The organism is Cyclobacterium lianum, from assembly GCF_900143075.1.
GTDB classification, from domain to species: domain Bacteria; phylum Bacteroidota; class Bacteroidia; order Cytophagales; family Cyclobacteriaceae; genus Cyclobacterium; species Cyclobacterium lianum.
Window position 1 is genome coordinate 135902 of the sequence record NZ_FRCY01000001.1, and the last position, 22329, is coordinate 158230.

At 45.3% G+C, this 22329-nt stretch carries 21 protein-coding genes; 7 read left to right on the forward strand and 14 right to left on the reverse strand.

Translation table 11 applies throughout. The features are described from left to right. The first annotated feature begins 18 nt into the window (after positions 1-18). From BUB19_RS00515 to BUB19_RS00530, 4 genes are all read left to right on the forward strand, one after another. On the forward strand, positions 19-780 hold the full coding sequence (locus BUB19_RS00515) for a phosphosulfolactate synthase (RefSeq protein ID WP_073090058.1): 762 nt from the start codon (positions 19-21) through the stop codon (positions 778-780). A gap of 39 nt (positions 781-819) precedes the next feature. Beyond that, positions 820-1755, forward strand: a complete 936-nt coding sequence (locus BUB19_RS00520; protein WP_073090061.1) for a DUF368 domain-containing protein — start codon at positions 820-822, stop codon at positions 1753-1755. Then, on the forward strand, positions 1752-2498 hold the full coding sequence (locus tag BUB19_RS00525) for a shikimate dehydrogenase family protein (RefSeq protein WP_073090064.1): 747 nt from the start codon (positions 1752-1754) through the stop codon (positions 2496-2498). The genes BUB19_RS00520 and BUB19_RS00525 overlap by 4 nt, the downstream gene beginning before the upstream one ends. A gap of 195 nt (positions 2499-2693) precedes the next feature. Further along, positions 2694-4055 (forward strand): PhoH family protein, encoded by a 1362-nt coding sequence (locus BUB19_RS00530; protein WP_073090066.1) that lies wholly within the window; start codon positions 2694-2696, stop codon positions 4053-4055. 12 nt (positions 4056-4067) lie between these two features. On the opposite strand, the gene BUB19_RS00535 is transcribed toward BUB19_RS00530, so the two are convergent. From BUB19_RS00535 to BUB19_RS00570, 8 genes are all read right to left on the reverse strand, one after another. Next, positions 4068-4823 carry a LytR/AlgR family response regulator transcription factor gene (locus BUB19_RS00535; protein ID WP_073090069.1) on the reverse strand — a complete coding sequence of 252 codons (756 nt, stop codon included), beginning with the start codon at positions 4821-4823 and terminating at the stop codon, positions 4068-4070. A 128-nt stretch (positions 4824-4951) separates the two neighbouring features. Further along, positions 4952-5686 carry a LytR/AlgR family response regulator transcription factor gene (locus tag BUB19_RS00540; protein ID WP_073090072.1) on the reverse strand — a complete coding sequence of 245 codons (735 nt, stop codon included), beginning with the start codon at positions 5684-5686 and terminating at the stop codon, positions 4952-4954. 12 nt (positions 5687-5698) lie between these two features. Beyond that, complete coding sequence (locus tag BUB19_RS00545; protein ID WP_073090075.1) at positions 5699-6748, reverse strand: sensor histidine kinase; 1050 nt, start codon at positions 6746-6748, stop codon at positions 5699-5701. A 30-nt stretch (positions 6749-6778) separates the two neighbouring features. Continuing rightward, positions 6779-7750, reverse strand: a complete 972-nt coding sequence (locus BUB19_RS00550) for an AAA family ATPase (RefSeq protein WP_073090080.1) — start codon at positions 7748-7750, stop codon at positions 6779-6781. Between the two features lie 105 nt (positions 7751-7855). Continuing rightward, a complete protein-coding gene (locus BUB19_RS00555; RefSeq protein WP_073090085.1) occupies positions 7856-8512 on the reverse strand; it encodes a pseudouridine synthase in 657 nt (218 codons plus the stop codon). A gap of 9 nt (positions 8513-8521) precedes the next feature. Further along, on the reverse strand, positions 8522-9361 hold the full coding sequence (locus BUB19_RS00560; protein ID WP_245802746.1) for an OmpA/MotB family protein: 840 nt from the start codon (positions 9359-9361) through the stop codon (positions 8522-8524). Between the two features lie 85 nt (positions 9362-9446). Beyond that, complete coding sequence (gene recG / locus BUB19_RS00565) at positions 9447-11540, reverse strand: ATP-dependent DNA helicase RecG (protein ID WP_073090089.1); 2094 nt, start codon at positions 11538-11540, stop codon at positions 9447-9449. A 21-nt stretch (positions 11541-11561) separates the two neighbouring features. Beyond that, positions 11562-12635, reverse strand: coding sequence for a phosphotransferase enzyme family protein (locus BUB19_RS00570; protein ID WP_073090092.1), 1074 nt, complete (start codon positions 12633-12635; stop codon positions 11562-11564). A gap of 283 nt (positions 12636-12918) precedes the next feature. On the opposite strand from BUB19_RS00570, the gene BUB19_RS00575 reads away from it, so the two are divergent. Together BUB19_RS00575 and BUB19_RS00580 are read left to right on the forward strand one after the other, a co-directional pair. Next, a complete protein-coding gene (locus BUB19_RS00575; protein WP_073090095.1) occupies positions 12919-14694 on the forward strand; it encodes a sodium:solute symporter family protein in 1776 nt (591 codons plus the stop codon). 116 nt (positions 14695-14810) lie between these two features. Continuing rightward, positions 14811-15227 carry a Fur family transcriptional regulator gene (locus BUB19_RS00580; protein ID WP_073090097.1) on the forward strand — a complete coding sequence of 139 codons (417 nt, stop codon included), beginning with the start codon at positions 14811-14813 and terminating at the stop codon, positions 15225-15227. A 6-nt stretch (positions 15228-15233) separates the two neighbouring features. On the opposite strand, the gene BUB19_RS00585 is transcribed toward BUB19_RS00580, so the two are convergent. Beyond that, the gene (locus BUB19_RS00585; protein WP_073090099.1) at positions 15234-15461 is read right to left on the reverse strand and encodes a hypothetical protein; all 228 of its coding nucleotides are present in this window, start codon (positions 15459-15461) and stop codon (positions 15234-15236) included. Positions 15462-15631: 170 nt separating this feature from the next. On the opposite strand from BUB19_RS00585, the gene BUB19_RS00590 reads away from it, so the two are divergent. Next, positions 15632-16105, forward strand: a complete 474-nt coding sequence (locus BUB19_RS00590) for a YcxB family protein (protein ID WP_073090101.1) — start codon at positions 15632-15634, stop codon at positions 16103-16105. An 89-nt stretch (positions 16106-16194) separates the two neighbouring features. On the opposite strand, the gene BUB19_RS00595 is transcribed toward BUB19_RS00590, so the two are convergent. The 5 genes from BUB19_RS00595 to BUB19_RS00615 form a co-directional block, all read right to left on the reverse strand. Beyond that, the gene (locus BUB19_RS00595) at positions 16195-17115 is read right to left on the reverse strand and encodes a hydroxypyruvate isomerase family protein (RefSeq protein WP_073090103.1); all 921 of its coding nucleotides are present in this window, start codon (positions 17113-17115) and stop codon (positions 16195-16197) included. 5 nt (positions 17116-17120) lie between these two features. Continuing rightward, positions 17121-18440, reverse strand: a complete 1320-nt coding sequence (locus BUB19_RS00600) for a Gfo/Idh/MocA family oxidoreductase (RefSeq protein WP_073090105.1) — start codon at positions 18438-18440, stop codon at positions 17121-17123. A 19-nt stretch (positions 18441-18459) separates the two neighbouring features. Then, on the reverse strand, positions 18460-19440 hold the full coding sequence (locus BUB19_RS00605) for a formylglycine-generating enzyme family protein (protein ID WP_073090108.1): 981 nt from the start codon (positions 19438-19440) through the stop codon (positions 18460-18462). Between the two features lie 165 nt (positions 19441-19605). Further along, a complete protein-coding gene (locus BUB19_RS00610) occupies positions 19606-20547 on the reverse strand; it encodes a hypothetical protein (RefSeq protein ID WP_073090111.1) in 942 nt (313 codons plus the stop codon). 235 nt (positions 20548-20782) lie between these two features. After that, positions 20783-22249: an MBOAT family O-acyltransferase gene (locus tag BUB19_RS00615; protein ID WP_073090117.1), complete on the reverse strand. Its 1467-nt coding sequence runs from the start codon at positions 22247-22249 to the stop codon at positions 20783-20785. Between the last annotated feature and the right edge of the window lie 80 nt (positions 22250-22329).

Consider the following 22329-nt stretch of genomic DNA (forward strand, 5'->3'; position numbering starts at 1 on the left):
TTACCAAAATTTTGTTGAATGAATTACATGCTTAAAAGCATCCCTTCGCGGACCGTCAAGCCCAGAAATTCTGGATTTACAATGGCAATGGATAAGGGGCTAAGCCTTCGTGAAGTAGAAGATTTTATTGAAACAAGTGGAGATTTTATAGATATCGTAAAATTAGGCTGGGCAACTTCCTTTGTAACCAAAAAACTTAGGGAAAAAATCGAAATATACCGATCGGCAGGAATACCCGTTTATTTTGGCGGTACCCTATTTGAAGCTTTTGTAATCAGGGACCAATTTGACGACTATGTCAGACTGTTGAATGATTTTCAATTGACTTTTGCAGAAGTATCCGACGGATCTATCACCCTGGATCACGATGAAAAATGCGGGTATATTGCTTCTTTATCCAAAGAGGTTACCGTGCTCTCCGAAGTGGGATCTAAGGATGCTGCTAAAATCATCCCTCCCTATAAATGGATAGACCAGATGCAGAAGGAGCTGAATGCGGGCGCATGGAAGGTAATCGGTGAGGCACGGGAAGGAGGCACTGTAGGGCTTTTCCGGGATTCCGGAGAAGTAAGGCAGGGCCTGGTAGAAGAAATCCTCACGCAGGTGCCGGAAGAGAAAATCATATGGGAGGCCCCGCAAAAAGAGCAGCAAGTATGGTTTATCAAATTGCTTGGCTCAAATGTCAATCTGGGAAATATCGCCCCTAATGAGATCATTCCACTAGAGACCCTGAGGCTGGGTCTGCGGGGAGATACTTTTGATTTCTTTCTTGACAAGTAAAAAAAGATCATTTTTATCCCCTAAATAATAGGTCTGGCAATGAAACGGATACGTGAGAGGATTATTTTATTCCTAAAGGGAATGGGAATGGGTAGTGCAGATATCGTTCCGGGTGTGTCGGGAGGTTCAATTGCATTGGTTACCAAAATTTATGAGGAGTTGCTGGCAAGCATCAATGCCTTCGATCTGGAGGCCCTCAGGCTGCTGCTGCAATTCAACATACTGGCCTTCTGGAAAAAGGTCAACGGGGGATTTTTACTGACACTTCTACTGGGGATTTTTACCAGTATATTTGCCTTTTCGAAGGCCATCACTTTCCTGATTGATCATTTTCCAATTCCCCTGTGGTCATTCTTCTGCGGGCTGATTCTGATTAGTGCGATCATTATCCTGAGAGATATCCGCAGGTGGAACCTCATGACCGTTTTGATCTTTCCGCTCGGTGTGGTGCTGGCATATTTCATCACGGCATTACCAATGATGGTGTTGCCAGACCATATCTGGCTCACCTTCCTTTCCGGTGCGATCGCCATCTGCGCCATGATCCTACCTGGGATTTCCGGAAGTTTTCTGTTGCTCATATTGGGCAAATATGAGTACATCCTGACGGCAGTAAACGACAGGGATTTTTTGGTACTGGCTGTCTTTGCCCTGGGTTGTATCACCGGATTGTTGCTATTCAGCAGGGTGATTTCCTGGTTTTTGAAAAATTTCCATGGGCTTACCCTTTCCTTCCTATCCGGATTTATGATCGGATCGATCAATAAGATCTGGCCCTGGAAGAAAGTACTTACTTACCGGATTTCCAGCAGTGGCATGCAAAAACCCCTGCTCACCGAAAATATCCTTCCACATGTTTACCTCACGGAGACAGGGGAGGAACCCGCTTTTCTAATAGCCATACTGTCCTTTCTGATTGGTGTTGTGCTCGTAGTGGGCATAGAAAGGCTGGCACAAAGCTTTAGCAAAGAATGAAGAAATTTGGTTTGATCGGATACCCCTTGACCCACTCTTTTTCCAAGAAATATTTCACGGAAAAATTTGAGCGGGAGGGCAAAACATGGTGTCAATACGAACTGTATGAAATCCCCGATATACAGGCTTTTCCTTCCGTGTTGGCAAAGGAACCTTTGCTTATGGGATTGAATGTCACCATACCCTATAAAGAACAGGTCATTCCCTTTCTTGACCGGTTAAATCCTGCTTGCGAGGCTATAGGAGCAGTAAACTGCATCAAGGTCAGCCCTACAGAGCTGGTAGGATACAACACAGATTATTTCGGTTTCAAGACCTCCCTGCTTGCCTGGCTGGGAGAAGAAAGGCCACCAGCCCTGGTTCTGGGCACGGGCGGGGCATCCAAGGCAGTGGCCCAGGCCCTGAAAGACCTCCATATCTCCTATCTGAAGGTTTCCAGAAGTCCGGAACCAAATTCAATCGACACCATCGACTACAAAGTGCTCCGTGAAAAGCGAGAATTGATGCAGGAATATCCACTGGTCATCAATACCACGCCACTGGGTACTTTTCCGAAAACTGAGGCCATGCCCGATATCCCGCTGGAGTTCCTGAATGCTGGTCATTGGCTGTATGACCTGGTGTATAACCCTACTACTACTGCCCTGATGCGCGAAGCCGCTGCCCGTGGAGCCAAAACCAAAAACGGACTGGAAATGCTTCACTTGCAGGCGGAGGCAGCCTGGGAAATCTGGAATGAGTAGTGGTTTTGGATGTAAAGCAGTAGCTGGCCAAATGAATTTGTCTCCCGGCCCAGATCGGTAAAATACAGTTCCTTAACCAGTTAACCCGGTCAAGAATAGCCGGGTCACGTTTATGCTTTTAATTTAGGAGATTTCTTAAAGCATTATCGATTAAAATAATTATTATTAAGCCTTATTCAATTCCAAAAAGGCTTTATGGCGAAGAAAGCAGCGACCCAATCCCGGAAAATTTTTGTCCTTGACACCTCTGTCATCCTATACGATCACCAGTCCATCATGAATTTTGCTGAGCACGATGTGGTCATACCCATTACGGTCCTGGAGGAGTTGGACCAGTTTAAAAAGGGTAATGACACCAGAAATTTCGAATCCCGTGGATTTATCCGGCTGCTGGACAAGTTATCCGAAGACCACATGATCCAGCACTGGACCCCCTTAAATGGCAAAAACAAAGGCTGCTTCAAAGTAATGATGCATCCTGAAAATGCACTCAACGCCAATGAGATCTTTGGGGAAGAAAAAAATGACCACAAAATACTGAATGCAGCCTTAAGCCTGAAGCAAACGGAGAAAAACAGGAAAGTGATTCTGGTCAGCAAGGACATTAACCTACGGCTGAAAGCGAAATCTCTGGACATTCTGGCGGAGGATTACGAGACGGGAAAGATCAAAAATATCTCAGAAATTGAAAACACGGGTAAGGAGACGCTGGAAAACGTCAATCCCGAAACGATCAATGAGCTGTATGAGAGAAATACCCTGGACGCAAAAGCAATTTTTGGAAGGAGCAAAAAGCATATTCCGGATAACAATACCTTCTATATCCTGAAGGGAGCCTCCAACAATGCTTCGATTCTGGCTTTCTTTAATGCATCAGAAAACAGTTTCAACAAAATTTCCAAATCGCGTGCTTATAATATCAGCCCCAAAAACGCAGAGCAGGCCTTTGCGCTGCACGCAATCCTGGACCCGGATATCAAACTGGTGAGTATACAGGGAGTAGCAGGTACGGGTAAAACGCTTCTGGCCCTGGCTGGTGCCCTGGAGCAGCGGAGCAATTTCAAACAGATATTTCTTGCCCGACCCATTGTTCCGCTGAGTAATAAAGATATTGGCTATCTACCTGGTGATATCAAATCCAAACTGAATCCCTACATGGAGCCATTGTGGGACAATCTCAAATTTATTCAGAACCAGTACAAGGAAAGCGACAAGGAGTACCAGCGCATAACGGACATGGTGAACCAGGAAAAATTGGTCATACAGCCGCTGGCCTATATCCGGGGGCGCTCGCTATCCAATATTTTCTTCATTGTGGATGAAGCCCAAAACCTCACCCCTCACGAGGTAAAAACCATCATCAGTCGGGCAGGAGAAAACACGAAAATCATTTTTACGGGCGATGTATTTCAGATTGATACACCTTATCTGGACAGCCAGAGCAATGGACTTTCGTACCTGATTGACAGGGTCAGGAAACATCCCCTTTACGCCCATATCAAATTGGAAAAAGGGGAACGTTCCGAACTGGCCAACCTGGCCAATGAACTTTTGTAGGAATGGAAAAATTTAGCTTTCTGTAATGGTATTGAGTTTTGCCAGAAAGCTGTTGTAGTATTGCCGGCCCACCTGCACCACATCACCAGTTTTCAGATTGATTTCTTTGGTGTTGAAGCTTTCTATCTGACCCAATTGTACGATATAGGATTTTTGTACCCGCAGAAACAGATTAGCCGGCAGTTTTTCTTCCATATCCTTCATGGATTTTCTAATGGTAAAATTCCTGTTTTTGGTAAAAATCGTTACCATATTGCCATTCGCCTCTACATAATAAATGTCTCCATAGTCGACGCGCTCAAAGCTGTTGTCTGCTTTGATATATACCGCATCCACTACCAGATAGGGGCTTTCTACCAGCTTGGTACTCACACCTTCTGATAGCGCTGGCCTGGTTCGCTGATTGTAGAGCACGATCTCCACCATGGCATGGATGTCATTGCTGTTAAAAGGCTTCACGATAAAGCCGGCGGGATGCGTTCTTTTTGCCCTTTCTATAATGGCTGGGTCACTGTAGGAGGTGACGTACACTATTGGTGCGTCCACCATCTGCTGGATGATTTCACCCAATTCTATACCATCTTTGTCCCCCTTAAGTTTGATGTCCATAAATACCATGTCCGGACGGTACTTCTTCACTACCTTGATGGCTTGATTGGCAGAATTGGCTATATCGATGTTTACGTAACCTAAAAGTTGTAAAATTTCCTCAATGTTTTCAGAAATATTGATGTCGTCTTCTACTATCAGTATCCTTTCTTCTTTCATGGTTTAATTATTTAAGGGAAAAATTTAAATAAAAGCTGTTTTGACTAATTTACAAATAAAATACTAACTAATGCTAACAATCGCCAGCAAAGTGCAATTATTATTGTCTGAATTTTTTAAACAGTCGCTCACAAACTCATCAAATCTTTGAATCTGGCTGCCTGTCTGCGACTCACCTCGATGCGTTCTCCACCTTTTAAGGTCACTACCAAACCTCCATTAAACCAGGGCTCTATGGTTTCCACCCAACTGAGGTTGATGATGTGTTTTCTGCTGGCGCGGAAGAAAGACTTTTCATCCAGGCGTTCATCCAATGCATTCAGGGATTTGTGAATCATCGGCTTGTTGTTCTCAAAATACACTTTGATATAATTGCCGTCTGATTCAAAGAGCCGCACATTGGCAAGCTTTACGAACCAACATTTATCGCCATCCTTGACAAAGACCTGGTCATTGAGTGCAAGTTTTGATTTCGGCGTTTCCACTGTTTCTGCCTGCTCCTTTTTCAGCTCCTCGAGTTTTTTATCCAGTTTCCTGAGCGTCTCTGTTAATCTTTCCGGTTCTATGGGTTTAAGCAGGTAATCAAGCGCATTTACCTGGAAAGCCTGCAAAGCAAACTCATCATAAGCGGTGATAAAAACTACCAGGGGTACATGATCCAATTCTTCCAGAAGATCGAAGCCGGTCTTTTCAGGCATCTGAATATCAAGAAAAATCACCTCAGGCTGCAGGTTTTCTATCTTTTCCCTTGCATCATCTACGTTGGCGGCTTCTCCCAAAACTTCTACATTCTGGTTCTGATTCAGGAGGTTGATCAGTTCCTTCCTGGCTAATCTCTCATCATCTACTACTAATACACGCATGTTTTTCTGATTTTAATCTAAATTAAGGCTTTGTTTTGGAATTTTTAGTTCCGTCACCACAAATCCATCTCCATAATTGAATATTTTGAAACTAGCACGGTTGCCATAAATCAATTTCAGCCGTTGTACGGTATTGGATATACCATGCCCTTCGCTTTTTTTTTTGCTGGCATCCTGTGGTTTAAGCTGCCCGCTGTTCCTAACCCAAATATACAAATCATCCAGCAATCCGATCGTGCATTTAACTTCAATCAAACCGCCCCTGATCAGGTTGGAAATGCCATGTTTGATTCCATTCTCAACGATGGTCTGGAGCATCATAGGGGGAATCCGGTATTGCTCTGCTTTCTTTTCAATATCATAAATGACCTTGAGGCGCTCTTCAAATCTGATAGATTCCAGATTCAGGTAGTCCCTGACCGTATTCATCTCTTCTGCAAGCGGGATGGTTTTGTGCTTGTCCATGATTAATGAATAGCGCAAAATATTGGACAGTTGGGTAATTGCAGATTTCGCCTTAACCGGGTTTTCGTCTACCAATGCACGAATACTGTTTAACGCATTGAATATGAAGTGAGGATTCAGTTGATTTCTCAGATGGATCAGCTTGATTTCGTTGATGCGCGCCTGATATTTCAAGCTGGAATTGTAATTGTCCAGAAAATAAAACAAGAAATACAACAAAGACCAGAGCGAGTAATACAGAAAACTGGTAAACAGATTGGCCAGCAATACCAGAGGCCTGAAATCCTCCATCAGGTGCAAAGTGCCAAAGATCCAGTTGATGATGATTTGCGCAAAGGTATTCAACACACTCAGCACCAGCACGGCGATCAATACATGACTGATCAACCTGCTCAACGGATACTCCAGCCAATTCTTGTTTTTGATTAAAAACCTGAAGAAATGGGTGGAAAGGAAATAAAATATAGCCAGCGAAAAATAGGCGCCTATCTGAATCGGAGTTATACCCCTGGCCAGCGATACGAAAAACAGGTTGACCAGAGCAAAACTCAGCCAGCCAAAAATTTGCAGCAACCAATATAACTTATATTTCTCCATTGACTTTCCCTACAGCTCCAGACACCTGTACTACCGGATGCCTGCGGTCTTATTCAGTGGAATTTTTTCAAGTATCTTCTGGATCAGGTCTCTGGTACTTACGTTGTCAGCTTCAGCCTCATAATTGAGAATGATGCGGTGATTCAATACATCTTCTGCAATTGACTTGATATCTTCAGGCAGCACGTAGTCCCTGCCATCCATAAAGGCAATGGCCTTCGCTCCCAGGTTTAGGTTGATTGAAGCCCTTGGTGATGCACCAAACTGAATGTATTTGGCTTCTTCCTGCATGCCATATTTTTCAGGATATCTCGTTGAAAATACCAGCTCAATGATATAATTTTCCAGGGCTTCGGCGATCTGTACATCATTGATGGCATTGCGGATGGCAAAGATGTCCGCCTTGTCCAGTATGGGGTTGACTTCAGACACAAAATGCGCATTGGTCATCCTGCGCATTACTTCCAGCTCATCGAGCTTCGATGGGTAGGCAATATTGACCTTCATCATGAAACGGTCTACCTGAGCCTCGGGCAGGGGATAGGTTCCCTCCTGATCTACGGGGTTCTGCGTGGCCAGTACCAGAAAAGGCTTGTCCAGGGTGAAGGTAGTTTCGCCTATGGTCACCTGCTTTTCCTGCATGGCCTCCAGCAATGCGGATTGCACCTTTGCAGGAGATCGGTTTACCTCATCTGCCAGAATAATATTGGAAAAAATCGGACCCTTCTTTACTTCGAAATTGGCATTCTGCTGGTTATAGATCATGGTTCCTACCAGATCTGAAGGCAAAAGGTCAGGAGTAAACTGTATCCGTTTAAAATCTAAATGAAGCACTTTCGACAGTGTATTGACGGTCAGTGTCTTTGCCAGTCCAGGAACACCCTCCAGAAGAATGTGCCCGTTGGTAAATAAACCGATCAGCAGTCTGTTTACCATTTTGTCCTGACCGACCACGATTTTTTTTACTTCATTGATTACTTCTTTTATCTTCTCCTGATGCATAGTGGAATCTGATTTTGACAATAAAATAAATTTTTATCCATTGAAAATTAAGCATGCTGTATAAAATGGAAGCCTAAATTAGAATAATTCATGCGCTATAACAATTCAGAACCTGCTCTTCTTTTTCGTTTTGTGAAATTTGCCCCGCTTTTGCTGGCCAGATTGATTTGCCGGCCGGGGTATTCTGAGCGCTTCGTACAGTATTTCAGGTTTGAGTTCCTCTACCTGCCCTACCTGCATACCATCCAATGTCAGGCCTTCGATGGACCACCTGACCAGACGCAGTGTGGGAAAACCCACCGCTGCCGTCATTTTTCTTACCTGTCGGTTCTTGCCCTCTGTCAGTGTCAGGGCAATCCAGGTTTCAGGAATATGTTTTCTAAACCGTATAGGCGGCTCCCGCTCCGGCAAAACTGAGCCGGCATGGGCTGCGAGGCTTGCACTTGCCCTGGAAGTCTGGTGGGGCTTGCCATTGATGGATATCCTGACACCGGCCTCCAGATCCTGAAGTGCCTGGGTGGTTATTTCTCCCTCTACCTGCACCCAGTAGGTTCGTTTATGTCCGTGCAAGGGATCAAGCAAGCGATGGTTCAGCGATTTATCATTCGTCAGCAACAACAGGCCCTCGCTATCTTTATCAAGCCTGCCGACCGGGTATACATCATCCGGGAAATTATGCAGTGTTCTCAATGTATCTCGCTCACCGCTAAACTGGCTTAAGGTGCCGTATGGCTTATATATCCGATAATACCTGTACTCCATCTGACTGACTTATTGCAACAACTCAAACAATTCTTTTAATTCTGGAGTAAGGATTATTTCTGTTCGCCGGTTTGCAGCCCTTCCGGCAGCGGACTCATTGGATGCCTTTGGATAGTAATAACTCCTGCCAGCGGCAATTACCCGCTCCGGGATGACATCATGGGTGTCCGTCAGGATGCGCACGATGGCGGCCGCTCTGGCTGTACTCAAAGCCCAGTTGTCTTCAAACCTCCCTTGAATCGGCACATTGTCGGTATGTCCTTCCACCATTACCTGGATATCGGGATTGTTGTTCAGTACCGTTGCCAGTTTGCCAAGTGCTTCCCGGCCATCTCTGTTTACCGTAGCACTCCCTGATGGAAAAAGCAATTTGTCCTGCATGGAAACATACAGTTTGCCGTCTTGTTCATATACCTGCAACTCATCGGACTGGTATTGCACCAGGGCTTTATCCATCGTTTGTTTGAGATTTTCCATCACGGCCCGTTGCTCATCCAACAATTGTTGGAGCATGTCCAGTCGCTCCTGCTGCTCCATAAGCCGGCTTTGCTTGTCTGAGAGTTCCTGCCGGGCAGAGGTGGAGGCAGAAAGGGCATTTTCCAGCCTGGAGGTCAATTCTGCTTTTTCCTGCTGCTCCCTTGCCAGCGAATCTTTCAGGCTGCTGACCCTGCCCTGAAGTGTCTTCACCTCCAGCCGGGTACTATCCAAATCATTTTCGGTGGCCCTTAATGAACGCATCATTTCTGCATTCCTTACATGGGCAGCATGGTATTTCTTCTGGGGTACGCAGGAATACATCAGGCATGCCCCTAATATCATACCACTGATAATCCGACTTTTCTTCATCATTTCTCCGATCTTTATGCGAATACCACTATAAACATACCAATTTATCACCTTCCCGCTAATTTTCTTTGTGTATGGGACAATAAGTTCAGGAAATTCTGCTCCAGTTTAGCTCATTTTTTCTCAGCCGGGCTACCTGATCCAAAATGGGCCGGTGTTCGGGGAGGCTCAGTTCCGGATCAGAATCCAAAACGGATTTGGCGGCGGATCTGGCCTGGGCCAATATCGCCCCGTCCTTTCCCAGATCTCCCAGTTTCAGGTCCATTAAACCGGACTGTTGGGTTCCGGAAAGATCGCCGGGGCCCCGCAGGCGCAGATCTACATCGGCAATCTCAAAACCATTGTTGGTTCTCACCATGGTCTCGAGCCTGATCCGGCTGTCTTTGCTCAATTCGTATTTGCTCATTAAAATACAATAGGACTGGTCTGAGCCACGGCCTACCCTGCCCCGCAACTGATGCAACTGGGAGAGACCAAAACGCTCTGCATTTTCGATAACCATCACAGTAGCATTCGGTACATTCACCCCTACTTCGATAACGGTCGTTGCCACCATGATTTTGGTCTCTCCCTTTACAAATCTCGCCATCTCAAAATCCTTATCGGTAGCTTTCATGTTGCCATGCAGAATACCGACAGGCAGGTCTGCAAAGGCCCTGCAAATGCTCTCATACCCATCGATCAGGCTTTTAAGATCGCTTTTTTCAGATTCTTCTATCAGCGGATAGACAATATATACCTGGCGGCCTTTGGTGATTTCCTTCCGGAGAAATCCAAAAACCTTTAACCGGTCCTTGTCATAGCGGTGAACGGTCTGTATGGGCTTCCGTCCCGCCGGCAGTTCGTCTATTACGGAGATGTCCAGGTCTCCGTACAAGGTCATGGCCAAAGTTCTGGGAATGGGAGTAGCCGTCATTACCAATACGTGGGGGTAGAAATCTTTGTTTTTTGCCCATAATTTAGCCCTTTGTGCCACGCCAAAACGGTGCTGCTCGTCGATAATGGCCAGGCCCAGCTGCCGGAAAACCACCACATCTTCCAAAAGGGCATGGGTACCAATAAGCAGATGAATCTCTCCTGATTCCAGCTCCCGGTGAATCGTCTCCCGCTGCCGCTTTGTGCTTGAGCCGGTCAGCAAGGCAATTTTGAGTCCCATCTGTTCGGTAAATGGTTTCAGGCCATCTAAATGTTGGTTGGCCAGGATCTCCGTGGGTGCCATCAGGCAGGTCTGATAGCCTGAGTCTACTGCCACCAGCAGGCAAATGAAAGCCACGATGGTTTTGCCGGATCCTACATCTCCCTGAATGAGCCGGTTCATCTGCAGGCCGGACTTGAGGTCGGCATATATTTCTTTGATGACCCTCTTCTGAGCCTCTGTGAGTTCAAAGGGCAAATGTTCCTTGTAAAAACGGGTCAGCAAATCCGTCTGGCTTAAAACCCTGCCCCTGAATTTTTCTGTCCGGGCCAGTTTCAATTTTAGCAGGCGCAGTTGCAGAAAGAAAAACTCTTCAAATTTTAATCGAAAAACCGCTTTTTTAAGGTTTTGCTGGCTGGAGGGAAAGTGGATCTCCCTGATGGCCTCCGGTCTGGAAAGCAATTGCAGGGAAGCACAAAGTCTGTCCGGAAGGGTTTCCGGTATTCTGGACAAAGCCTGGGGAAGCAGTACAGCAAGTATCTTTGAGATACCCCGGCTGTCCAGGTACTTGTGCTTTAATGTTTCCGTGGTCGGATATACCGGCTGGAAATACGCCCCCTCATCCTGCCGGGCCGTTAGGGGCTCTAGTTCCGGGTGGGCCATGCTGAATCTACTGCCAAAAAGTTGAGGCTTGCCGAAAGCAACCAGAGTCACCCCTTTTACAAGTTTCCTGCTTATCCACTGTACGCCCTTAAACCAGGTAAGGTCCATGCTTCCCGTTTCATCCGAAAATTGGGCAACCAGTCTTTTTTTTCTCCCTTCACCAACTGTTTGTACCGTAGTGATCTTCCCAATAACCTGAATCTGCTGCAGGTCAGGGTGCAGCTCTTTTATCTTATAAAACTTTGTCCGGTCCTCATACCTAAAAGGGTAATATTGCAACATTTCCCCAAAAGTGAAAATGTCTAGCTCTTTATTCAGCAGGGCTGCTTTTTGAGGCCCCACCCCTTTGAGGTATTCAATTCTTGTTTCAAAAAATCCGGTCAAGGTTTACTTTTTTTAGTCCAATTACCGTGTTATTTTTTGTTTCAGTTTGCTTTCCAATACTTGAATTTCCCCTCTTTTGCCAATAAGTGCATCAAGCAGTGCAGCTTGATTTTGGGCCCGGTGGAGGTTCTGTAATGGATAGTGAACCTGATAATATACATTTCCGTTGAGGTGGTCGGTCAGAAAACGGAGGCCCATGATCAGCGTCATCATTTCGCCTCCATAGGGCAGCGAGGCCAGTTCCCGGGCATGCATCTGCCCCCCCAACACAGTATAAAATCCCTCCAGCAATCCGCTATATTTATCCATATCCACCTGGATGCTGTCCCAGTCCAGAGAGGATTCATCATGTGTACAGGCTACGGTGCGGACCAGATCCCCGAAATCGTAAAAAACAAACCCCGCCATAATGGTATCCAGGTCAATCAAGGCATTGACCCTGTCCATATTTTCGCTGAAAATCAGGTTATTGATTTTGGTGTCGTTATGTGTCACCCGCAGCGGCAGCTCTTTTTTGTAGTTCAGGTACTTTTCCAACAAATCCCTCCGGCTATCGTAGACGGAAATCATTTTTTTTGTTGTACGGTCCAGTCGAACCTGAGGTGTCCGGCGGGCCGAATCAAACTGCTCAAACCGTTTTTCCAGGTTGTGAAAATCTATGATCGTATCCTGTAACCTTTCAGCATCAGCCTGAAGAAATACCAAAACAAACCGGGCAAAGGCCTCTGCCGCGCGATTGGCCTGGCCAGCTTCTGCTATGGCATCTCTGGTGACACCTTTTATAAATGGAAATAAGCGGTACAGACCCCCATCCAATCTCGTAAAAAAAGCACCGTCCCTATTGGCTACAGGCAAAGGAAGCGCAAAGGGCAGGTCTTCCGGGTCGAAATGGTCCATCAGCAACTGGTGATTTCCGGATATTCGCTCGGGAAACCTGAAAACCTGATCGTTAAATTCCTGTAAAATATAGGAATTCTGTCCGGCAAGTACCCGGTACGTTTTGTGAATATGACCGGATCCAAAGCGCTCTATACTTAGGTTTTCTGCGTTTAACCGATAAGCTGCCTTTAAGGCATCCAAAATTCCCTCCTTCATATCATTCTGAATGATTGGTTCGTCTATACTATCAATACAATAAGCAACAGGAATGGTAAAATTACAATACTTTTAAATATATATAGTTGAAAGGGTTTATATTTACCCCGGACATACATTGGCAGCAGGCAGAAAAATTCCGGAAACCTACAGTTTCAAAATTTATCCGAATTATTTAAAATAATGGAAAAAGATTTATTTATTTGAAAAAATTTTCCAATAACCGTACGGAAGGAACAAGCGAGCGGCAACAAATACAAGAAAAAATTAACCTAGCGTAACCATGAACATTTCAATCATCGATTGGGTCATCATCATCCTTTTTTTTGTCATTTCCATGCTGATCGGGGTCATTGCATCCAGAACAGCAGGTAAAAATGCCAAGGAATTTTTTCTTTCAGGCAGAAACATGCCCTGGTGGCTTCTTGGTGTTAGTATGGTGGCGACGACCTTTTCAGCCGATACACCAAATCTGGTTACCGATATAGTCCGAAAAAACGGTGTATCCGGAAACTGGGTGTGGTGGGCATTTTTGCTGACTGGTATGCTGACCGTTTTTGTTTATGCCAAGTTATGGCGCCGCTCTGAAGTAACCACGGATCTGGAATTTTATGAATTGAGGTATGGAGGTAAGGGAGCCGCTTTTCTCCGGGCCTTCAGGGCGCTTTATCTAGGAGTGTTTTTCAATGTGGTGATCATGGCCACCGTTTCGCTGGCTGCCATAAAAATATTCGGGGTAATGCTCGGCCTGAGTTCATGGGAAACCCTGCTGATCGTCTCTGTGGTTACGGTCTTTTACAGTTCTCTGGGCGGTCTGAAGGGAGTATTGCTGACTGACTTTTTCCAGTTTTTCTTTGCCATGGCTGGTGCCTTTGGGGCAGCCATATATGTAGTTGGCCTGCCAGAGATCGGTGGGTTAAACAACCTGCTTAGCCATCCCAATGTGGCAGGAAAATTAAATATTATACCGGATTTCAGTGATTGGAACCTGTTGATACCCTTATTTATCATGCCCCTTGCAGTGCAGTGGTGGGCCACCTGGTATCCTGGTGCGGAGCCCGGAGGTGGCGGATATATCGCCCAAAGGATGCTTTCTGCGAAAAATGAAAAGAATGCCATCGGTGCAACCCTACTATTTAACATCACGCATTATGCTATCCGGCCCTGGCCATGGATCATTATTGCGCTTTCCTCGCTAATCATTTTTCCACAACTGAGCGACATGCAGGAAGCTTTTCCAAATATTGAAGAGGGAAAACTGGGGGATGATCTGGCCTATTCGGCGATGCTGACCTTCCTGCCTTCAGGTTTAGCAGGTGTAGTGCTCGCCTCCCTCATTGCTGCAGTAATGTCTACGCTTTCCACGCACCTCAATTGGGGTTCTTCCTACGTGGTCAATGATTTTTATTCCAGATTTGTCAAACCCAATGCATCAGACAAGGAGCTGGTGGCTGTAGGGAGGATTTCTACGGTCGGCCTGATGGTATTGGCGGCCCTTCTTGCCACAGTGCTTTCCAATGCACTGGAGGCATTCAACATCCTCCTCCAGATAGGTGCTGGTACCGGACTGATCTTTATTCTTCGTTGGTTTTGGTGGAGGATCAATGCCTATACGGAAATTTCTGCCATGATCGTTTCTTTCATCGTAGCAATATATTTCGAATCCATTCATAACAAACTTGGATTTTGGCCTATACCTGATGATATGGCCTATTTGAAATTGGTTTTTGGCGTTACGCTGACTACGCTTACCTGGGTGGCGGTGACCTTATTGACGAAACCTGAGGAGGATAGGGTGCTGCTTGCTTTTTACCGTAAAGTACGGCCGGCCTCCTGGGGATGGAAAAAACTTCTGTCCAGGTATCCGGATGAAAAAGAAGAAACAGGTCAGCTACCTATGGAGATCGGTCTGATGTTGATCGCTTCGGTCATGGTATATGCAGCGCTTTTTGCCGTAGGTTTTTGGATCTATGGACAGGTTCTGGCCGCTGTTATTGCTACTCTGCTGGCTGTGGCGGGAGGTATTCTGGTCTTCAGGGGATGGAAAAAAATGAGATAGTCCTGTAATCAGATCATCTGACCAAAAGAAACGGGAATTATTCTTTGAAAAAACCAGTTAAACAAGGAAATTGGAAATGGGCCTGATTACCCATTCAAACGCATAAACCTGTTAGCATGCCAGTCGAGACAACTGAGATATTAAAAGAAAGTAACCTGAGAGTTACCAGTTGCCGGAGAGACGTACTAAAAACCTTTTTGGGAAGGAAGGTGGCCTTGTCCCATTCCGACCTGGAGGAAGCGTTAAAGGAAAACTTTGACAGGGTCACCATTTACAGGACCTTAAAAACGTTTCTGGAAAACGACCTTATCCACAAGGTACTCGATGATACCGGAGCAGCGAAATATGCGCTTTGCAGCCATAGCATCGCCGAGCCACACCACGATCATGAACACGTACATTTCAAATGCGAGGTATGTGGCAATACGAATTGCCTGGAGGAAATATCACTGCCGAAAATAGAGCTTCCTGAGGGATATTTGTCAAAGGAAATGAGCTTACTGATACAGGGAACCTGCAAAAACTGTAGCTGACCGGTTTCAGAGCGTTACTGGTTTCTTTGATTTGTCCTGATCTTCACCGGGCCAGACGATTCCGGGAGGTAAATCTATTTTTGGAGGAGTCAGGTCTTCTACGCCTCCGTCTCCGTCATCGTCGTTATTGTTCCGATTCCTATTGATCTTTGCTTTGGTAAGTGTAGCCACAAAGTAGATCAAAACCACATAGGCTACTCCGCACAAAATTAGATCGATTACCAGGCTACTCATCATTATTAAAGATTTGAATCAAATTACAATATAATTTTTAATAAATCAATAAGTTAACCGGGAGATTAGGGGCTTTGTTGGAAAAAAATAAAATTCGGATGGTAAACCAAATAAACTTGCTATCTAAAGGATTAGATAAGATATTTGCCCATCAAAATTAAATTTGAGTAATGATTGTCAAAACGAAAAAATACAAGCTCGAAACAGGGACCTATATCAAACAGGGCTTGATAAACATTTTTAAGGAACAATGGTGGGTACTGCTTATAGCCATCGCCATTGCCTGCGGCTATTTTTGGATACCCTCCTGGTGGTGGATCAGCATGGCCATTTTAGCCTACGCCCTGTACTGGCTTTTCTGGCTTATTCAGTTTGCCGGAGTGACGCAAATGGAACAAAACAAAGTTATGTTTGAAAAGCTGTCGTACGAAATTGACAGCCGGCAGGTCATGATGAAAGTTAATGCCCGGCAAGGGATGCCCATTAAATGGGAAATGGTCAAAGCTGCTCAGATAAAAAATGATGCTTATATCCTTGTATTGTCCAAAGCGCAGTTTATTCATTTGCCTTTCAAGATTTTCAACAGCCCGAACGAAGTCAAATTTGTGGAGACTATCCTCAAAAGAAAAGGTTATTTGGGCTAATTTCGGATAGAAAGGCTTTAAAAAAAATTAAAAAAGGGAATGGCAACAATGGCTGCCATTCCCTTTCCGCGTTTATTGATCAGCGCCGGCTAAAGAAAGCTATCTGCCTTCCTGTAAGCCGCTATTACTGCTTTTTCTCCTTCCAGACCGGGATTGGCATTGCCATGTTCCATGCCACATACCCCTTTGAATCCCTTATCGTAAATGAATTTGAATACATTCTGATAGTTGATTTCTCCGGTACCCGGTTCCTTTCTTCCCGGGTTATCACCGATCTGAATATAGGCTATTTCCTCCCAGCACATGTCCATAAGGCTTATCAGGTGCCCCTCATTTTTTTGCTGGTGATAGATGTCGTATAATATCTTACAGCTAGGGCTATCAACACCTTTACAGATCAGGTAAGTCTGCGGAGAATACCGCAAAAACAGGTTGGGGGTATCGCTCAATGGTTCCAATACCATCGTCAGCCCGTGTGGTTCCAGGATTTCGGCTCCCCTTCTCAAGGCTTCGATGACATTTGCGGTTTGTATGTCGAGAGGCAGATCTCTCTGATAATCTCCGGGCACTACGGTAGTCCACCTGGCATTTACCCTTTTTGCTACCTCCACAGCTCGTTTGCACCCATCCAGGAATATGTCCAGGTGTTCTTTTTTACCTGCAGCAAGGGTGTTGGCACCATTGCCCCCTTTGTCCAGCACGAAAACGCCCATGGTCATGCCCAGGCGGGCCATGTGGTTGGCGATCTTTTCCTGCATCTCCGGAGTTCTTCGCATCATGCCATTGTCCTCCAGACTGCGGAAGCCGCGCTCATGCATAAAGGTAATCTGGTCCAGCAGATCCTCACCAGCATGGTGCTTAAACATCCCGAAATGTGGGGCATAATCCAGGTTAAAGGTCTCATCGGATGCAGGCTGTGCGAGAGTGTTGGCCTGTACACCATTTAGTCCTGCCCATCCAGCAGCGGCAGTTCCCAGGGAAACGTTTCTGATAAATTTTCTTCTCTCCATAAAGCTTAGACGACTTTGGTTTTACCAGGGACGGCAAATGCATAATAACCTTCATCATTGGGAACCACTTTTGGCATGGCATCCCAGGCCAGGCGCTCCGGCATCAGGCTAATGTCTGAGTTTATGGCCTCATCCCAGCTAACCACTTTACCGGAGTAGGTGGCATTTCTTCCCAATAGGGAAGTCATGGTACTCTTAGCAGCGTTTTCCGCATCGGCAAATTTATACTCGCCCTTCACTACGGCTGCAAAAAGTTTGTCGTGTTCTACCTGATACGGGTTGGCATTGTTTGCACCATCGTGTTCATACAAGCTGTTGCCCTTATAGTCGCTCAGCCTCCCGGTATGTCCGGCATTCAGGTAAGCCCTGCCATTCGTGCCCTGGAAGCTTTCGTCCACCCGGTTGGTAGCGCCGGGAAAATGCCTGCATTCACTATGAATCACCGTGCCGTCCTCATAGGTGAAAAGCACCACGTGGTGGTCAAATATCTCTCCGTGTTCCTTGCCTCTTCGTACCGTCCTTCCGCCTGTTCCTTCTGCTTTTACAGGATAAGCATTTTTCACCCAGTTGGCCACGTCAATATTATGGACATGCTGCTCGGTGATGTGGTCTCCACAGAGCCAATTGAAATAGTACCAGTTTCTCATCTGGTACTCCATCTCAGTCTGCCCGGGCTGCCTTTCTCTCACCCATACTCCGCCGTCATTCCAGAAAACCTGTCCGCCGATGATATCTCCGATAGCGCCATTGTGGATCCGGTCAATGGTCTGTATGTAATTGTCCTGGTAGTGTCTTTGCAGACCGACTACTACGTTTAGTTTTTTTGCCTTGGCGATCTCTGCAGCAGCCAGCACCCTGCGGATACCGACAGCATCGGTAGCCACTGGTTTTTCCATAAAGATTTGTTTTTCCTGCTTCACCGCTTCTTCGAAATGGTCTGGGCGGAAACCCGGAGGCGTAGCAATGATCACCACGTCTGCTGCTTCTATAGCCTTTTTGTAGCCATCAAAACCAACCAATTTCATCTCCTCAGGCACGGCAACTTTTTCCTTTCCGTAGCGCTTGAATATGCGTTCGTAGCTTTGGTCCAGACGATCTTTAAAAGCGTCTGCCATGGCCACCAGTTTGATGTTGTGTCCCGTTTCAAAGGCTTGAAATACGGCACCTGTACCCCGGCCACCACAGCCGATCACAGAAATCTTAATGGCATCATCTCCCGCTGCATAGGCTCCGGGAAGGGTAAACGGACTGAGCATTGCACCTCCGGCGGCAAGCGCTGAAGTTTTAAGAAAGTCCCTTCTTGGATTATTCTTGATAATTTTCATATTATTTTGAGTTAGGTATTTAATAATCTTCCATTGGCGTAGTGCCATAGTATGCCTCTATTTCTTCCGGAGCGGGAGGATCCAGTGGACGTACTACCCGCATCCCAAGAAACGGGGCTTCCGGAAACCACCACTGGCTTTTTGGAATTTGCGGATCGATTCGCTTCCATTCCGCTGTACTGGCAAAACGGTTGCTGGTTCGCAACATTTCCGCTTCGCTTTCATAGCTGCCGCCCCGGATCACTTTGGGATAAAGTTCTTCAGATGTTATCAGCGGATTGGCAGCAATTTGCTTCCTGTTTTCATAGGCATCTGCCTGATAGTGATCCTGAGTCCACTCGTTGACATTGCCCAGTATATCATACAGGCCCCAGGGGTTCGGTTCCTTTTGGCCAACCTTATGTGTGGTACCGTCGCTGTTGGCTGCGTACCAGGCATACTTATCCAGTTGGTTCGGGTCATCCCCAAAAAAGTAGGCCGATTCTGACCCCGCTTTTGCAGCGTATTCCCACTCGGCTTCGGTGGGCAAGCGGTAAAAATTTCCCGTTTTCAGATACAGCCAGCGGCAAAATTGTATGGCTCCGTACTGGGTCATGGCAATGGCAGGTTTATTTTCCTTTCCCATCCCAAAGGTCATGTCCAGGTAGGGAATAGAAGGTCTGCTTAAGCCATCCACTTTCGGATCCAGCGGTCCTTCGCTGATGGACGCTTCAAAACCCTTATCCAGGAAAAGCTCAAACAGATCCCAGGTGACCTCATGTGAGGCCATCCAGAACGGTGCTATTTCTACTTCGTGCACAGGGCCTTCATCCGGATCACCGGATTCGCTCCCCATTTTAAAGCTTCCCTCCGGTATGGGGACCATTTGAAAAGACAAACCGGTCCCCGGAATTTTTTCTTCGTAAGGATCAAACGAAAATGCTGCATAAAATGCGCTGCCAAAAAATAAAACCATACCCGATACTCCCAGGACGGCCTTTGCTTTTAAGGTTTTAAACATGGATTAATTGGATGAAAAACTGGTATTGAATATTATTTATGATCTGATATCTGTGTTGGTATCAGGTGGGGAATTTACTGTTATTTTTTAATATTTGAAAGCCGAATGACAGGGAAGGCAATAAGCTGGCTTTTTCGGTTATCTGTGGGGGCGATTTCGGATCAGCTAATAGGAAGAAATACCTGGAGAAAACTCCCGGTAAAGCACCGCATTTTTCGGGCTGTAGGACCTGATTTCCTTTTCTATCTTGCGTGCAATTTCAGTCGTGAAATGTACCGGATCTCTGAAATTGTCCTTATCTTTTGTTAAACTAGAATTTTCATTGAAATCAAATACGTCTCCGAGCCTCCGCAGATCTTTCAAAAACCGATCGTTGTACTCGTCCAAATCGTACTGGTCCACTAGTTGTTGGTAGTCTTCATGTATAGGCGGGATCCAGAAGATCAATTTGATATCCCGCCGCTGACAATAAGCTGATATTTCCGTCAATTGACTAAAGTATTCGTCGGGATAGGCCATTTTCCCGTAAAATTTGTCTACTCCCTTTAACTTTTGCTGCCAGAAATACTTTTTTGCATCCGCCTCATCATCTCTGTACGCTGTATCGCTAAGCTGCTTTTCGGGAAGGGCCAGCTTAAATGCGGCTTTAAACGTATAATTGTTAAATGCATAGGAAAAATAATTGCTTTTTCTGCTTATGGTTTCCTCCACCCAAAAACGTTTGTTGTATTTGTTGTAAAGGCTCAGATTGATACCCATCAGGACGGTATCCGGTGTTGACAAAGAGGAAGCCCACCAGAACGATTGGATCATCTCTTTCAAGCTTGCTCCTCCATAGGCCAGATTCGACCAGCTATTCTTGTCCATCACTTCATAAAGGCCATTGGTTCTGGAATCACCAATTACCCAGTTTTTTTTTGGCTTATTCTGAAAAGCAATCATTTTGAAGAGGTGAGGTTCTATATCCTGCACAATCGCCTCCTTTTCCTTCTGGGAAAAAAATTGGGAATGGTTTAAGTAGTTGAAAGGATCGATCAAGGCGATTAACAGACAATATATCCCGAAGGGAATGGAGAAAATAGCGCCGTTGATAATAAATCTTTTCATCTGTATATAATTTGATTTTTAATGGTCAGATGCCTTGTCCCGAATTCCTCGGGGGAATCTTTGGCGATTAAAATAACCATTGTCCAGTATATTTAATGATGATGTTAATCGTGTCGATTTCATCGGTTTAACATATTTTTTTATTGCCGAATTCTGCCAAACTCGCCAGACAGGAAAAATTTTTGACGGATAGCGTAATCTTTTTCGGTACATGTAATCTTGTCAACGCCATAGGTTAAAATTGAAAGTAAATAAACTCCTGCTGTACCCCATTCATGATAAAGCAGCAAATCATCACTGTGTAATAGGTTCCCCAGCGGATTACCCTGGGCACCTTTTCCTCATCAAGCTCTAAACCGTGGTTTTTTTCCCGCTGAGACCATTCGACGCATAGAAACCCTATAATGAGAAAAAACAGGTAGATAAGATGATTTCCGGTATTCATGGTCCAGAAATCGCTGACCGGAAGCTCCAGAAGCCTCGCCGAGAAAATAATGGACAGATAGTCCAATGCAACACCCATACTGTCTGCCCGAAAAAATATCCAAGCCAGAGAGGTCAATAAAAAAGTAGAGCTCATTTGAAGCAGCTCTCTGACAGATGGAAATATCTTGCCAGAGGCTACTGTGTCTGAGGTGTACTGTCGGTTCCTTTTTGTCAATAACAAGGGCAGGTAAAAAGCAGCATGCAGTGCACCCCAAAAAATGAAAGTCCAATTTGCCCCGTGCCAGAATCCGCTTACCATAAATATGATAAAGATGTTTCTGATGGTTTTGCTTTTGCCATTCTGGCTACCTCCCAGGGGAATATACAGATAGTCCCGAAACCAGGTGGAGAGTGAAATATGCCACCTGCGCCAAAATTCGGCTATATCTCTGGAAAAATAGGGGAAAGCAAAATTCTTCCTCAAGTCAAATCCAAATAGTCGGGCAGTACCGATAGCAATGTCAGAATATCCGGAGAAATCCCCATAAATTTGTAAGGCGAAAAGAACAGCCCCCAAAAAAAGTGTACTTCCGGAATAATCCTCATAATTCGAAAAAATATCATTGACATAGATGGCACAATTGTCGGCAATGACAATTTTTTTAAACAAACCCCATAATATTTGACGCATTCCATCATGAGCTTTACCCAATTGGAAGACTCTTGTCTTTAGGAATTGCGGCAATAAATGGGTTGCCCGCTCGATTGGCCCCGCTACCAATTGCGGAAAAAAGCTTACGTAGGCAAAGAAAGAAACCGGATCTGTGGAGGGTGCCAGCTTTTTTCTATAAACATCTATCGTATAACTCATTGTTTGAAAGGTATAGAAGCTGATTCCCACCGGCAAAACGATAGCAAGCCTTTCCGGATCCATGGGTCTGCCAAAAAGTGTGAAAGCATCGGCAAAACTATCGGCAAAAAAATTATAATATTTGAAAAAGCCCAGAAAACCAATATTTACTACCAGGCTGGTAAATAACAACCATTTGCGGTGTAGAGGATTTTCCCTTTGATTGAGTTGAAGGCCTATGAGGAAATCTACCAGGGAACTGAAGGCGATCAATGTCAAAAACCGGTAGTCCCACCAGCCATAAAATATGTAACTGGCCACCAGTATCCAAAGGTTTTGCAGCCTAATGTCTTTATTGAAAACAAACCAATAAAGGATAAATACCAATGGCAAAAACAGGAGAAATTCAATCGAATTGAATAACATGCAGTCGGCTAAAATTTGTAGGGTAAAATATTAATCCTTGCCCCTATTTCTCTTAACAATTGTGCCAAAAGTTTACAAGC